Annotated in this window: 10 protein-coding genes; all 10 read right to left on the bottom strand. The window is 42.3% G+C overall.

All coding sequences use genetic code 11. The annotated features are described in order from the left end of the window. Positions 1-6: 6 nt before the first annotated feature. Positions 7-1,482, bottom strand: a complete 1,476-nt coding sequence (locus AC1S8V_RS16530; protein ID WP_482069953.1) for a hypothetical protein — start codon at positions 1,480-1,482, stop codon at positions 7-9. Continuing rightward, positions 1,479-2,786 carry a S8 family serine peptidase gene (locus tag AC1S8V_RS16525; RefSeq protein ID WP_482069952.1) on the bottom strand — a complete coding sequence of 436 codons (1,308 nt, stop codon included), beginning with the start codon at positions 2,784-2,786 and terminating at the stop codon, positions 1,479-1,481. Before AC1S8V_RS16525 ends, AC1S8V_RS16530 begins: the two co-directional genes overlap by 4 nt. 46 nt (positions 2,787-2,832) lie before the next feature. Then, positions 2,833-4,527, bottom strand: coding sequence for a Dyp-type peroxidase (locus AC1S8V_RS16520; RefSeq protein ID WP_482069951.1), 1,695 nt, complete (start codon positions 4,525-4,527; stop codon positions 2,833-2,835). Between the two features lie 12 nt (positions 4,528-4,539). Next, positions 4,540-5,694, bottom strand: a complete 1,155-nt coding sequence (locus tag AC1S8V_RS16515; RefSeq protein WP_482069950.1) for a hypothetical protein — start codon at positions 5,692-5,694, stop codon at positions 4,540-4,542. Between the two features lie 419 nt (positions 5,695-6,113). Beyond that, positions 6,114-7,019 (bottom strand): DNA/RNA non-specific endonuclease, encoded by a 906-nt coding sequence (locus AC1S8V_RS16510; protein ID WP_482069949.1) that lies wholly within the window; start codon positions 7,017-7,019, stop codon positions 6,114-6,116. Positions 7,020-7,066: 47 nt separating this feature from the next. Then, positions 7,067-8,122: an NAD(P)/FAD-dependent oxidoreductase gene (locus tag AC1S8V_RS16505; RefSeq protein WP_482069948.1), complete on the bottom strand. Its 1,056-nt coding sequence runs from the start codon at positions 8,120-8,122 to the stop codon at positions 7,067-7,069. Further along, positions 8,109-10,505: a hypothetical protein gene (locus AC1S8V_RS16500; RefSeq protein ID WP_482069947.1), complete on the bottom strand. Its 2,397-nt coding sequence runs from the start codon at positions 10,503-10,505 to the stop codon at positions 8,109-8,111. The genes AC1S8V_RS16505 and AC1S8V_RS16500 overlap by 14 nt, the downstream gene beginning before the upstream one ends. Before the next feature lie 498 nt (positions 10,506-11,003). After that, entirely contained in the window at positions 11,004-12,239 is a 1,236-nt protein-coding gene (locus tag AC1S8V_RS16495) for a histidine phosphatase family protein (RefSeq protein WP_482069946.1), read from the bottom strand. A 57-nt stretch (positions 12,240-12,296) separates the two neighbouring features. Then, on the bottom strand, positions 12,297-13,796 hold the full coding sequence (locus AC1S8V_RS16490) for a S8 family serine peptidase (RefSeq protein ID WP_482069945.1): 1,500 nt from the start codon (positions 13,794-13,796) through the stop codon (positions 12,297-12,299). Next, positions 13,793-14,704: a trypsin-like serine peptidase gene (locus AC1S8V_RS16485; protein WP_482069944.1), complete on the bottom strand. Its 912-nt coding sequence runs from the start codon at positions 14,702-14,704 to the stop codon at positions 13,793-13,795. The genes AC1S8V_RS16490 and AC1S8V_RS16485 overlap by 4 nt, the downstream gene beginning before the upstream one ends. Positions 14,705-14,740: the final 36 nt, after the last annotated feature.

The following is a 14,740-nucleotide window of genomic DNA, read 5'->3' as shown; positions in this document are numbered from 1 at the left end:
TGTTCCTTAAAAGACAAGAACATTGTTCCTTAGGCTTAAGTTCCTCTTTCTCACCTTCTTAACAAGATCTGGTTTGCTTCCTCTGACCATCAGTGCAACCGTATGTGGTGTATACGAGTTCATTGCTTTAATGTTGCTACGAGCAGTCTCATTTTGGTTAGGACAATCGGAATTAATCGATATAGACTCATTATTTTTTGAAAGATGATACTCAATATAATTTATTTGCTTGTTAATGCTACACTTGAGAGCTACTTTCGGAAATGCTTTATCTCTCATCTCAAGAATTTCTCCCCATTTAGGAACATTGATTTTCTCACTTCTCTTCCCTGCTATTTCAAACCAAGCTCTGAAGAAACTCTCACTAAATTCACTAACCGGTTTCTCAAGAAACCAAAATATAATATTTCTATCAATAGTTCCATATGTCAATTTTTGAAAAGTTATAAGTTGTGTTACGAAATATTCTATGTGATCTTCAATTAACATAGGAACAGTATTCGATGTTAGGTCATCTCTGGTAGGATCAAACCCATAGAAAAGCACTTCCTTCAATAAAGATTTTCTCCAAAAAACATAAGCATATGCATAGGGACAAATTAAAGGGAATTCCGCTAAGTCATCCTTCTTTTTAAGTTCCAATAGTTGATGGATGCAATGATGATGGTTCCGAAGAATTCCTTGAAGTAAATTCTTCTCAATTTTCTGGAAAGTTTTTGAGCAGATTTTTAATTGTTCTTTTCGAAAGAGATTCGAGTGAAAATAATTCTGCTGAATAGGCTCGCTTGAAACAATATGTTTAATTTCTTCAGGTTCTTCTTCAATTAACATTTTTAGATTACAATGATTAGGATGGACAATCCATTTTGTCTCCAAGTTTTCTTGATTCATGTTCGATTGAATCCAACGCAGAACTGCCTGGTTTATATGTTCTGCCCCCATCCATTCGTTCCAACTAGATTCATGAAATATAGCAAGCCTGTGGCCGCACTTACATTGAAAAGCACAGTCTAATCTTTTATTGGACAAAAGAAAAGGTATCCCTTCTTTGCAATTTGGACATATATTGTTCAATTTAAGCTTATGAAATACGCATTCATCTAGTAACTTGAACTGGTGTAACCAAGAATGAAATCCCCCCTCCAAACACTTTGAACACCAATGTAAATCTTTATAGAACCATGGATCTGGACTATTAAAATAAGCATGAAATGGTGAGATCAACGACTGAATAATTTTCTGATTGTGCTCCTTTAAATTAAAACCAAGTATTTCATCTAGTAGATCTAAATTAAATCCAGTCAAGCTCATAAGTTCTCTGTGAACGTCACCAATATGTTGTTTAATACCTTTAACTTGAGGCTTGCCGAATACATGTAATATCTCGTTTCGACCTACGAGATTAGCTAAAGAAACTTTTTCAAATATTGACCAAGGTGATTCGTATTCATAGATCCATTCCTTTCTCCACACGATATTCATTCTGTACCTTCCTTAAGTGCTAAAGCCATATAGATTTCAGATTCGATATAACCCGTTATTTTAATGGCCTGCAACCATTGTTGTGAAGTAATCCATTCAAACTTATCCCCGTGTGCTCCGTAAATTTTCAGAGCGTTTTCCACGGCATAAGTAAAATACTCCATAGGAATTTCAAGCTTTGATGTTACACCATGTTGCTTGCGAAGGTCCATAAATTGTCGATAAATAATATCAGCATCTTTCTCTAGACGCTGCCCATTAGCATATGCTTCCGGAAAAAAGTATTGGGTAGGATAGGACACCCGGCTATTATCATTTCCTGCTGCGAAGCAAACGACACACCCCTTACCGTTCCGACCTTCTAGCTTCGCTCGTCTAATCGAACTTGTGATTAAATCTGAGGGGGTGCCTCCCCCCCAACTATTACTCAAAATATCTGCTCCTCGAACAAAAGCAGTATGAATACCAGATGCGATTTGCTGATCATTAGTTTCCCAACGATCCCCGATGCTAAGGGCAATACGGATACCCATAATTATGCATCCTGGTGCCACTCCTGATATACCAGTTTGGTTATTAATGCAGCCAGCTGCAATGCCTGCACATGCAGTCCCGTGAGCATCATTATTTTGAGGTGCAGGATCATCACTTCCCGTGACAGCATCGAAGCCTGTCACTAATTTGTTTGTACATTGAAAATCAGGATGTTGGTAATCTACGCCCTCATCCAATATCGCGATCGTAATATCCTTATGCCCTTTCGTAATTTCCCATGCTTCTAATACTCGAATATCTTGGTCAACAATCCCACCAGTCTGTCCCGTGTTATTTAGTGCCCATTGCTGATCAGAAAGTGTATCATCGGATATCTTACTCGGGGCAAACAAGCGAATAAAATTCGGATGGGCAAAAACAGTCTTTCCTGAATCTATATAACGGTTCGATGTTTCTAAGGCATTACTCTGAGATCCTACCTGAGTGGTAAGAATGTAAGCATTAGGCTCCCATTCGATCTTTTCTTTAACTCTCACAGCATACTTAGAATTTAAGGTATCCATTTCTTCCTGAGTCGTTTCCGGCTTGAACTTAACAATCAACTCATCCGTTGCAATTAAAGTCGAGTCATCCGTTTCAAACACCGGATACGTAGTTTCCTCAGACATCGCTTTAAGGGTAAACGTCGAAAAGTTTCGTGAAATGAGATCATGTTCTTTGTCCAATACGGTAATCGGTAAGTACTTGTACCGATAAAATAAAAAAGCCGCTAAATTAGCGACTTCAATGGGAATATGTTCTTGTCCCATGACATATCTAGACTAACTGTTTTTTGACCTTTAATAAATACTCTGCTCAATTAAGAGGACTAATTATAGTTTCTAGTGCTTGAATTGATGGTTGGAAATAATATTCACCTCCTGTGGGCACAACAAATTCCTTCATAATGTCAATGGATTTGTTTGGTTCATACATGAAGTGACGTGCTCGGTTTTGTTCATCATTTTGTCCAATAATAGGATCCTGCCCTGGTTCTTTGTTCTCACAAGTCTCGTCTGAACCGATACACCTTTTTCCACTGGGTTGTTCTATTGAATTAGCCCATTTTTGAGACAAAAACTCAAACTGAAATTCTATTCTTGTTTGATAACATAGAAACATCAATCCTCTGTTACCATTAACCTCATCTTTCGGAAAAGGTGTCGACAGATTCCCAGTATCGATTTTCAACGGGGGACCAAATGGAATCCCGCGACGTATAATTCGGCGAACCTGACTAGAGCCGACATCCGTGGCAGCGTCCCTTGGGTTGACTTTACGAATATGCGCAGACAATGGACATACATTTCCAAAGAAGTCACGTTTGGCTTTTGGAAATTCATCGGTATAGTTTAAATCCGTCTTTAGTGTTACTTCTGGTGTGTCGCTTTCATAGTTAAAGTTATTATTCGCGTGATCGTCCTTGCCTAATATGGTATTATCCGCCTCTGGAGAACGCATAATCGGTGCACCACTTGGCCAGCGCCCGACCATTTTTGCTCCTAATAATGTAGGTGACAAATTCACCTCAGCTGACTTCTCCAAAAGGAATTTCCAAAATCCCTCAACATCCTGACGGAGTCTACGAACGACAAGAAAAGAGCCGTTTTTTGCCCATGTTGGAACATTATAGATTTTTGGTAATTCGGACTCTTCAACGGGTATCGGATCTAGAGAAAGATCACTTTGACTAGGATAACCAAAAACAAATTCTCCTGGCCAGATCAGTTTTTCTCCAGGCTCAGCATCTGTCTGAAAGGCTTTATCAGAGGGATTAATCCATCTTTTTGTAATAGTATCTCCTGGTGTTTCTGAGAAAAGGCCACGAACCCCTGGTTGGGAAACTCCGTCACGAAAACCAAAATGCTCATGTCCAGGCAGGTCGCTACGAACTCTCCCACTTTCCTTAAATACAAATTTCAATCCGTTATCAAAAAGTGTCCTCGAATCTTCTACGCTTAATTTTATTTCACGAATTTTCTTATTAAGTTCCTCTTCCGAGTCACTAGCAACGATAACAAGAACTTCAGGAGAATTTTGTTCTCCCCCGAGTACCCAGTTTTTTGGATTTCCTTCAGCACTTTCATCAATCGGATCTCCAAGTAGTTTTGCCCTTTCTTTCATACCAGAGGCAAAAGGCCCCTTATTCGAGAAATCTCTCATTAATTCTTCTGAAACTAATTTTTTCAACCCTGTATAAGAGAACACAATATTCACCCATGTGGCGATAAGCCCCGAAGGTTCTATCCCATTTTTTGACATCATTGTTTGATATAAGCGGTTAAATGTTACGACCTCTTTTGCGCTAGAGACTTTAATCTGAGGTATTATTGTTTGAATCCATTGTTTTGCTTTTACTGGGTCAACTATCTCATAAAAGAGAAATTCCTGGAAGCTTTTATTGAACCCCCCTATTACATTTCCTTGTATCTGTTCAACATCCAGTAATGGCTCATTTTCTAAAGAGACAGAGCTATTTGTTTCCTGAATGCTATTCTTTTTTAATGTCATTAAGATACTCCTTTACTTTACGAATCGAGTTGTCATAGTCTCCAAGTTATTAACTTGTACTAAATTCAGATTATCTGCTCCTAGACAAGAACTAAGTGAGTTTTTAATCGAATCTTTTCTGCAGGCTACTCCAGTTAATTTCATCGTAATATTTTCAGCTATTTGTCCACCAAACTCAATAGAACGCCCACCGATGGTTATATCCCCGACTTTAAATCCCATTGAAGACGGAACTTCATATACAGCCCGAAGAATTTGCCCCTTCTTTCCGCGCAAAATTGTCCAGAATTGTTTTGGGTCATGGTCGTTAGCATCAAAACCGCTCGTATCTAGATCTGAAATATACAAACCAATAGGATCAAGCAAAGTGATCGAGAACCCTTGCTGTGCTAAACGATTCACTTGAATTCCTATGGTCGGATCACTAAACCGTTCAGGTACACCAAATCTGGAACAATTGACAAGGGCAGTAGCTTCGTCAATCATTTGTCCGTTCTGATCCTTCCTTAAGACCGTTGAACGAGCAGCAATATTAATTTCAGCGTTTAACGTATTGTTTGGTTGGTTGAGATGCATAGCACCATGCGTAGTGTTCCATTTGTTATTCGGATTATATGTTCCGTCCCGGAGCAGATCCTCCAATTTAACTTCTGGACTAATGTATTTTTGATATAAGGCAAGTAATACTTCTTTACTCCCTTTTGCACCAGCAGATTTCGGACCAGTATACTCAAGTGGATAACCGTCTGCTAATGCTTGCCAGTATTCAGGTCCTTCACATGTAAAAGTAACGCGAGTCACTTTTCCTTCCTGATCACGTTCAGTATGCCACTCGCAGTATTCGTCATGTTTGCGGATTCCATTGGCAGCGAGTTTATCCGCATCTGGGAGATAAAGATCAGGGTTATTGTGATTTTTAATTTGAATGACTCGTGGAAATGCATTCCATGTAATGTCAAGTGTTTGCATGTCATCCGCAGTTTCAGTCATGGACGGATTATAAAATTGTGGGGTACCGTTCGTATCCCTAAGATCTTCTTGAAGTGCATCAAGGTTTTGATTGAACATATGAGATATAGTTTCATGCCAACCTTCAATCTGATTTGGGATTGATTCAAAATCCTTAATATTTGCTGGGGTGTGAAACCGATCAATTTTAGTAGGCATTTTCATACTCCTTCTCTTGAAATGTGTTTATGCCAACTAAGTATCTGATAATTATTTGTAAAATATTCATAATAAATAAAAAAGAGGATAATTTTTAAATTCATTAGAGCCTGAATTTAAATACATTATAAAAGAACTTGAAGAGAAGGATACGAGATACGTAACGAGCAACTGAACTCATAAAAATGCTGCTGCCATGGGGTTGTTTTACATTAGAAAAGGAAATAGCAACTGTGATATCAAATACGTCATATTCCTGCATGAAACACAATAAATAAATACGATTAGGCTACATTTTAAACAACGAATCGGAGACTTTACTTTACATTAAATGATTTATAATTCAACTATTAAAACCGAGCCCCCTTTGAACCAAACTAACTAAGGGAGCAAATTTTAAATTTTGCTCCCCTCACTCACTAGGTCCGATCCAATATTAGATCTGCTCGAGATCGAATAACGTGCATTTCTGGTGTAACTATATTCAAGCTCTCCGTAAATGTATTCGGATTAAATAATAGTGGATTGGTCTCGTATAGGTGTTCTTCAAATACAATACCTGTAACTTCTGTAATAGCTGTTAAGGAAACTTGATACATCGTTAAGGTTTCCATCCTTTCTAGAAACCCGAATGAGCTTGAAGTATGGAATTCCTCCTCATTTCTCCAATAGTCATCTTGTAATATTTTGAAAGCGGTGGAATGTAGTTTATCATCGGTTCCAATATAAAATGCGACTTTCCAGAAACCAGCCGGTATTTTAATTCCACAGCCTAGGGGTTTTCTAAATCCACAATATTCTCGATCACTCTCTGTATATATTGGTCCTGTGAAAATAGAAAGCTTTTTGTTTTTACTTTCTGTTCTTTCAATTATCCACCTCTCAATGTCCCCCCATTTTGTAGCGTGAAATTTCTTATGTTGGGGCACGATATTCGCAAAGCAAAAGGAATCACAATCTGCATCATTACCCTCTACGTCTTCTCCCCAGCCTACATCGTTTCTTCTGACTAGATGACCTCGATCCCACAAATCTACTTGGCCTCCGGCGTAAAGCCAGTCTCCTACTTGATTTCCCTCACCGATTCGGTCATCAAAATGCCAGTCATTACATCTGTCAATTCGCAAATCTTGTTCTAGATCCGTATTGTTTGCTCCGTAAATTGCAAATTTCCTGTCCTTATTCATAACGATTGAAAAATGAGTGAAAGGAAATATTTTTCCTTCCTCTATTGCTGTCTGAACAATATCTTCCCTTAACTGAGGAAAAGGAATGGGGTATTGCTCCCCCAGAAAAGTCTCATTAAACCCTTCATTTAATCCCATCGTGTACACCTCTTTCTCATCATCACAAAACGCGCTTTATTGTCGTCTTAGACAGAAGTATCAGTTTCTAACCATCCCTTTGAACGATTGATCGGTAATAGCACATAGAGCTCCTTTAATTTTTTTACATCATGTTGAAACCACTTCCTTATCCATTTACAATACTCCTCACTCCCAAGATGCTCTTTACAACCAGTCATGTTTACTTTGTCAATCAAATGACCCACCATCATACCTGACATGATTGCTTTTAAGACACCGTGTGATGAGGCAGGATCCAGCACAGAAGCAGCATCACCAACTAAATAGTAGCCTGGACCAGCAGGTTGTCGAACTGCTCTCCAAGTCATATCTGCTCCGAGAGTTTTGCCTATTGGAGTTAATTCCTGATATTCTTTTGGAAGCCACCCATTTTTCAGTGGAACATTGTTGAAAGATAGGCGTGTCCACTGGTACATGCCAGCTCCGATCTTTGCTGTCCATGTCCATCCTTCATGATCGGCAACAATAGCAGGTTCATCATCATGGAGATGGCATTCTCCTTGTACATACCCATATCGTGCAATAAGTTGAGGTGAATACGTATCCATTGGTAATTGCAACTTTTTTGCTAACCAGTGATGACGGCCAGTACCATCGATTAGAAACGAGGACATCAATTGACCTCCTGCTGTAACGACGCCTACCACACGATTATTTTGTATAATCGGTCTCAGCGCACGATGCCGAAGATAAACCTCTACGCCCAAAGACATCGCACGCTCGAGCAAAATGGAATCAAATTCGGCACGTCGTGCCTGGTATCCATACCAAACGCCTGTTTCATCAGCACCAAACGGGACAAATTGACGATCTTGCTCCCATGTAATCCAGTGTCCCTTATGACGTAAAAAACCTGCTTGGTGGACGATCTGTGCAACACCTAAACGGTGCAATACAGGCTCAATACCTGGATGTAATGTTTCTCCCGGTTTTTGTCGTGGGAAAGACTCCCCATCGATCATGGCAACTTTGAGTCCCTTACTTGCGCAAGTGATTGCAGTTGCTGCCCCAGCTGGTCCACATCCAATAACAATGACATCGTACTTTTCATTCATTCCCATTCTTATATGTCCACACTTCATCTTCACATGTTACGTAACGAAGTAAAATATTCGGCCCACTTACAAATAGGATGACTCTTTCTTTGATTGTTAATCGGATCTTTTTACTATTACTTTTACTATTACTTTGTGTAATAGCATCTCCTGACTTATACACATCAAATCGATAGATATTACCTGCAAATTCAGTTCTCGTTTGCAACTGGGCTCTTTTCAGCTCTTCATTATAACCTGCAACTACTTGAAAAGATAAAACTCTCCATTCACTTTTTTGTCTAACTAAGCTGCTCTCAGGGTTTGGAGCCAATCCTAACGCTTTATAAACATAAGCCATCGTTAAAAGCCTTTGCTTATACTCCGTAACATCTATTTTTCCGGTAAGAGACAAAGTGAATTTATTGTTCAAAGCATTTTCAACATAGTCTGCATGAGATAAGCGAGTGTATTCAACTTCACCTTTGGTTTGATCTAAAATTGGACCTGGAACACCATCCCAAGGTAAACCCTCCACAATGCCAAGCTCCTCATCGGTTAACGGGCATACCGTAGGATATGTTGTTTCAAACGTCCTTGCAGCATCCGGGGCAACTGCGGGCCAAAATGTACTCAAGGCTGCACACAGCTTGGCATCTTCAGGGAATGGACTTCCTAGACCATAACCCGCAATAAATTCTTGTCCTTCCTTGCTGAGATCGTAGCTTACGTCCCAACCTGGTGCGAAAACTCCAGAAGCCGCATCCGGCAAATAGGAATGTCTCGTTGTAAAAGGGACACGTAACGTTGTTTCATCTGGAATTTGCTCATACAATGTCGATACGATTGCCGTTGTCGTGTCATCGTTTAGACTAAACACTGATGACCCTTCATTAGTTAATTTTATATTTACAGGGTATCTTATATCAGATAGCGTGTAAGGCAAGTCATCTTTGTTTTCCCAAACATAAATTTTTATAGTTTCATTCACTTCCTTCTCGTACCATTCCATTAGCTCTCTCTGGTCACAGTTCGGGAAGAAGTCTGGGGCTGTTACCATAGAATAGGCAGGGTAATATTGTATATCCGTTATTTCTGGACAGACTGCTTCTATCCATCCATCCCCTGTATAGTCTTTATAATGAATGGCTTGGTAGCCTCCTCTCCTTACCTTTTTTATCATCTCTTCCACTGTCATATTGTTGAGGTTCTGTTGGCTTCCATTGTCTAAGAGTTCATGACGTACATGTACATATTCAGGCACTGGTCTTCCGAAAATAACATTCTTTGTTTCCTCAAGGCTCTGCTGCTCTTTATAGAAACGAAATTGTAAACTTGAGGAAAAGGGCCGAATATCTAAACCTGAAATAGTCCCTTCCTCTAAATCACTGCTTTCAGGAACAATGAAGGTCAGTAACTTATTGTTATATTCTGCTTTTTCAATAAGTGCTGGATGTACATCAGGGACAAGCACGTGAGGTCCAAAATCAGGATTACCGGACCATGCAGCTATTCCCTCAGTGAAATAAAACGGCGGCTCATGAATATCTGGTTCTTTCCAGCCGGTATCATAAGTTTTTTCACCCACATATTCTTTATCATTTAAAACCTGATGTATACGACGAATTTTCTCGTTAACAAGAGTCGCCTTAAGCTCTAAAGTTAACTTCAATGGATTACCTTTATCGTCTTTTAAACATTCCGAACCGGTAAAAATCTTGTGAATAGGTACCCAAAACATTCTATCTTTATCCTCTTCTGCAACCTCAGCGATACTCATTGGTCCAAAATTCCCTGAATCCCCTTTTTTTTGGACTGCTAAGTAAGCTGAGTACCGCGCGGGTAGGACTCTAAATGCAAAATCATCGCCTTCAAAAAAGGGAAGAAACCCTCGGGTTTCGGGGTTGTAAAGGGGCTCCTTCGTCCCAACTCGTGCTACCCCAGTGCGTGAGAAACAAACATCAGCATGTTTTCGATGAACTGTTTCTGGTGAAGGGCGATATTCCGTCGAAAACACTACAATGGCTAGATCTCCACCTGCACGCTGGTGCAGTTCAGATAAGCATGGTGGCTTGATGCCATAAACATAATTCTCGACGACATCAAGCTCAGCTAACGTTGGAAATACAGACAGTGGTAAACCATTAAGCCCCAGATTGACATTCGGTGAAGCTAAGGCGTGATAAAGCAAGCTTCTAGCTGGGTAGCCAGGTTCAATACCCCGATTTCCTTCAATTGAGAAATCTTCAAAACCTTTTATCGTACGATCAATCTTTAATTCTTTACTCAGCTCTCCCTGCAAATCCGGTGCAGTGATATCTACTCCATGTATCAGAAGTAAATCTCTCCACCCGTGCGGAGCAAGCCGTTTACATATTTGTTCGACCTGTTTTGTTAATAAAACCATCATATACATCCTTTCATTTGTTTGTATGACTTACTTTCAGTATGGGCGTAATTTCGACAAAAAATTCTCTTTTCATCCTAATAAAACAATTAATTCCAAATTAAAACACTTGGACCTATGGAATAACAAAGAATTTACAACGATCGATTTAGGATAACCTTCTTTTGTTATTCCATTGCCTCTCCATTAACGAATTAGATATACGCCATTTAACGGATAAAACTATTTCAGAATCCATCAATAAGGAGAATTTGGAAAGAAACATTTAAATCGGAACATGTTCTGTCCGCGTAGAAGAGAGAACTAGTACCGATTTTCCATTCAAAGCCGCTAATAAAGGCGAATTTGAATGGAACAATTTGCAATCAAGTTTATGCCAGAAAGCGGCATCCTTGACTGGAATACTTGCTGCATAGGAAGTGTCTACATGTGAAAAGGACGGCGAATTTGCCGTCCCTTTTTCACTCCCCTATTCAATGGTTGTCATTGGAGGCAGCAGGTTCAATAACTCCCGCTACCATACTTCACAAGCGATGCTTGCAAGATATCCAGTTGTCGGATGATCCGATATCCTTGCTCTGTTCCTAGGGGTTGGAGGATGACCAAACCTAGATGATCCAGAAACTCCTGGAGCTGATTCTTGAACGTGTGATAGTGCGCAACCAAAACCTGATTGGTTCCGAGCGCCGGCTTCATCTCCAGCACTTGCTGTAATTCATCTACCCTGGGCAGGCGTTCATCAGTTTTCACCTCACCCTCATTCGGAAAAGCCAAGACAGCCGTCTGCAGCGCACGTATAACCGGACTGGAAAAAACCGGTATTTGCAACGGGATTTTTTTATTCCTCAAAATTTCCCCTAACTGCCGCGCCTGTGTTTTCCCCAACTCGCTTAAAGGGTCTTCATCACCATTGCCCCCAACAGGCCGGGCATGGCGAAAGTACAGATTAAAGCCACCCTGAAGCAACAGCGAAAAGGGATCCTCTCTTTTCGCCGGATGCTGAAGCATATCCATAGCCCATCCAGTTTTTGAAGTTTTATGCTGGATCGGGAGCAAGTTCTGCTGGGCCAGCAGACTCTCCATTGTCCGGTGGCTGCTCTCGGCCGCCTCTAATCCTGTCGCCTCTGTCGATATCTCCACGATGGAATTGCCGGCCACCGTCCAGATTTCCACACTCTCTTGAAATCCATCCTTTTGCCCCTTATACTTTAGAGCAGTTATTGGGCCTAACACCCTGGTTTCTGTCAAAATGGCGCTAAAGTCGCGTTCTCCCCATTTTTGAGTCTTCAGCATTGGCGGGGCATTTTCATTCAGAATGCCTCTCCACTCATCCAAGTTATCCTCTTGGACGATCTTTGCTTTTACTTCATAGGAAAGATCAAACGTAAGGTCAGCTCCGCTCCAATCAACCTCTTGTTTGCAGGCGGGGTCCTCAAGATCAAATCCAAGCTCCTTTGCATGATCCATTACCTGCTGCAGATCTTGACCCTCAGAAAAGTTAAACCTCTTCTTATAGGTGATTTCCCATTGATCTTTATTCGGTTTCAGCCGGGCACGTAATATCCAATTATCGCGGAAGAAATCCTGTTCTGGCGTATCTATGAAACGGATATCGATCTGTTGCCCCTCCGATTGATCTAAATGCACAAGCTCTGTGCGCAATGTATGCTCATCCGTAAGCACCTGGTTGGCATCGAGCAGAAACTTGATTTCATACTGCGTGTCTACATTACTCAATGCAAAACCCACTCCTTTCATATGTTCACAAAATCCACATGTCGGTAAATTTGTTCCCTAAAAACCGTTCAAACGCGAGATCAGTGCCCTCAAATCGGGTAGATTGCCAATCCGTTGGCTGGCAGGTCTGCCTGGCGAGTCCTGCTGCGGACTGCCCGTTGTGCGCAGCATCTCCCGCAGTATTGCGTAGGGCAGTTGCCTTCCACCGCGGGTCAGATGAATACTCTGCAAGCATGCCAGAGCCCCGACAACAATTGGAGATGCGCTGGAGGTACCGCTGAACTGGTCGGTATACCACGAATTCTCGCCGCTGCCCCGTGATAGATCGCCATAACCGGTAGTTGTCACTTCCCTTCCCCAACCTTGCGCGTCAATCGCCGATCCATAATTGGAGAAGTCCAGTCTGGATCGTGCGGGACCGTGATTTCGTCCATGGGTTCCTTTCGGGGGAGCGCCTGCTCCGACAAGAATGGCTCCGGAATCCCTTCCTTGTCTGCGGAAGGGATTGCTCCAGTTGGGAGGAAAACCATCTTTGGGCTGATCGTACATCGGAGCATCCAGATTTTCGCCGCCGTTCCCCGCCGCCTCCACAACAAGAATCCCTTTAGCAACAGCATATTTTATCGCAGCCAACATATCGGGGTACCATTCAATGGCAATGTATCCCCGTTGATCGGGACGCCAGACATAATTATAGTGCGGACCGGGGACATGCATTTCCAGCAGCAAAATATCGCCGGTCCGCAATTGATCGGCCGCTTTGCGTATCGCTTCCGGGGCGCAAATCCGGATGGAATCCAGCAGCACGTCAGGGCTGTCACCTGCGGACGCGCAGCTTTCATTCCAGGCGATGCCCGCTATGCGCGCTTCGGGGCAAATCCCTTTAATCCCTTTGGCATCGTGATCCCCGCCCATCACCCCAAGCACGGCAGTTCCGTGATCGTTATAGTCATTCTCCGTACCAATGATACCTTGCTCATTGACCTGCAAATCCTCATGTGAAAAGTTCCATCCGGTTTCAAGATCAATGATCCGCACTCTGTTACCATAACCGCCGGGCAGGGTCCAGGCATAATACGCATCAATCCCTGTCGGTGCCGCATTTAAATAACCTTGCCGTTCGCCGAAATCCGGAGTAGCTGACGGCAAGGGGGATACTTCCTCCTCCGCTTCCAAAGCAACTGGGCGGGGAATTTCCGGTTCAGGCCGCACATAAGCACCTTGAATTCGGCTGTCTTGACGTAATTTCTCGGCGATCTGATCCAATTTATCATCGGGAGCGTCGACCCTGTAGAAGATGTGCAATCCTGCTCTGGCCTCGGCCATCTCAGCGGTCATTTCAACAGTCTCAGCTTCAGCTTCCTGTTCCCGTGCAAATAAAGGAAGCAGTTGAAAGGATTCTCCCATCTCCGCAGACAATTCCGACAATAGCGTGTGGACTGTAGGCAGCGGCTGAATCAAGGAGCTCTCTGGAGGATTTAATGCACCGGGGTCTGATATAACAATCAGCTCGCGCCTGTTCTCAGGCTTGTGCCCAGCCGCCGATGCCCGACTCATACCTTTACCATTTCGTGTTCGGATTCTGCGGATGCTTGCGGAGATGCGCCAGCTTCCTTCCATTTCAGCACATTGGCGTATACATCACGGTTAATCCGGGTACCGGAGTTGCTGCCGGTGGCTGCACAACCGCCGTAAGCGTGAATACAAATGACTTGATTAGTCTCGCCTAGACATACCGGACCTCCGCTGTTACCTTCCATTGTGTCCAGTTTGTAATATACTTTTTGCGCCTGCACGTTATCGACAATCCCCTTCATGTACCACTGTGTGCCGTTTTTATCGGAAGGATAGCCTGAATTCAATATAGGCTTTTGATTGATAGTGTCATTAGGATCATACCTGAAGCCAAAATAGCCAGTGTTGTTGCCTATGGTAGAATTTAGAATGATTGCCCCGTAGTCATACTCCTGATTCCCTTCTTGAACCCAGCCGTTGACGGACCAGAAATGCTCGGTAGTAACCGTGAAACGTCCATAAGGTTCGCGTCTTTCATCTTTACCCGGAATGACAACTATCGATTTATGCCATTTTCTAGTTTCGCTGTCAAATACACAATGCCCCGCAGTAATCACAGTACCCGGACCACATAGCCACCCCGTTCCAACGCCCTCACGTCCATCATCCAGTGTAATAATTAACCGGCAGACCGCGGACCAGGAGAATTTCGCTGTATCCATTACTCTAAGCCTGTCATCAAGCTGGCAGACTTCCTCTTTATTCACAAATAGCAACGACTCAATGGATGGAAGCTGTTTATCTTTGATATCTGTTTCCGCTGTCCCCCGATTGGAGAGGGTACCTGTTCCTTGAAAAGCTTCGGTCTGCGCCGAATCAGCCGCTGTATTGGCAGCGGCGGCTAAAACTTCTCCTTTACCGTTCACCATATTATGCAATGTATCAGCCATCTAAATCACTCCTTACGACTATTTGTACATATTCTA

It is taken from the genome of Paenibacillus sp. B46(2026) (assembly GCF_056786355.1).
This window is presented reverse-complemented; position numbering and strand designations above follow the sequence as displayed.

What these genes read in the sequence shown, in the direction of transcription:
- AC1S8V_RS16490 (WP_482069945.1), bottom strand. Translation starts at nt 13,796, where the DNA reads ATGAGTCGGGCATCGGCGGCTGGGCACAAGCCTGAGAACAGGCGCGAG.
- AC1S8V_RS16510 (WP_482069949.1), bottom strand. Translation starts at nt 7,019, where the DNA reads ATGGGATTAAATGAAGGGTTTAATGAGACTTTTCTGGGGGAGCAATAC.
- AC1S8V_RS16520 (WP_482069951.1), bottom strand. Translation starts at nt 4,527, where the DNA reads ATGACATTAAAAAAGAATAGCATTCAGGAAACAAATAGCTCTGTCTCT.
- AC1S8V_RS16505 (WP_482069948.1), bottom strand. Translation starts at nt 8,122, where the DNA reads ATGGGAATGAATGAAAAGTACGATGTCATTGTTATTGGATGTGGACCA.
- AC1S8V_RS16500 (WP_482069947.1), bottom strand. Translation starts at nt 10,505, where the DNA reads ATGATGGTTTTATTAACAAAACAGGTCGAACAAATATGTAAACGGCTT.
- AC1S8V_RS16525 (WP_482069952.1), bottom strand. Translation starts at nt 2,786, where the DNA reads ATGGGACAAGAACATATTCCCATTGAAGTCGCTAATTTAGCGGCTTTT.
- AC1S8V_RS16485 (WP_482069944.1), bottom strand. Translation starts at nt 14,704, where the DNA reads ATGGCTGATACATTGCATAATATGGTGAACGGTAAAGGAGAAGTTTTA.
- AC1S8V_RS16515 (WP_482069950.1), bottom strand. Translation starts at nt 5,694, where the DNA reads ATGCCTACTAAAATTGATCGGTTTCACACCCCAGCAAATATTAAGGAT.
- AC1S8V_RS16530 (WP_482069953.1), bottom strand. Translation starts at nt 1,482, where the DNA reads ATGAATATCGTGTGGAGAAAGGAATGGATCTATGAATACGAATCACCT.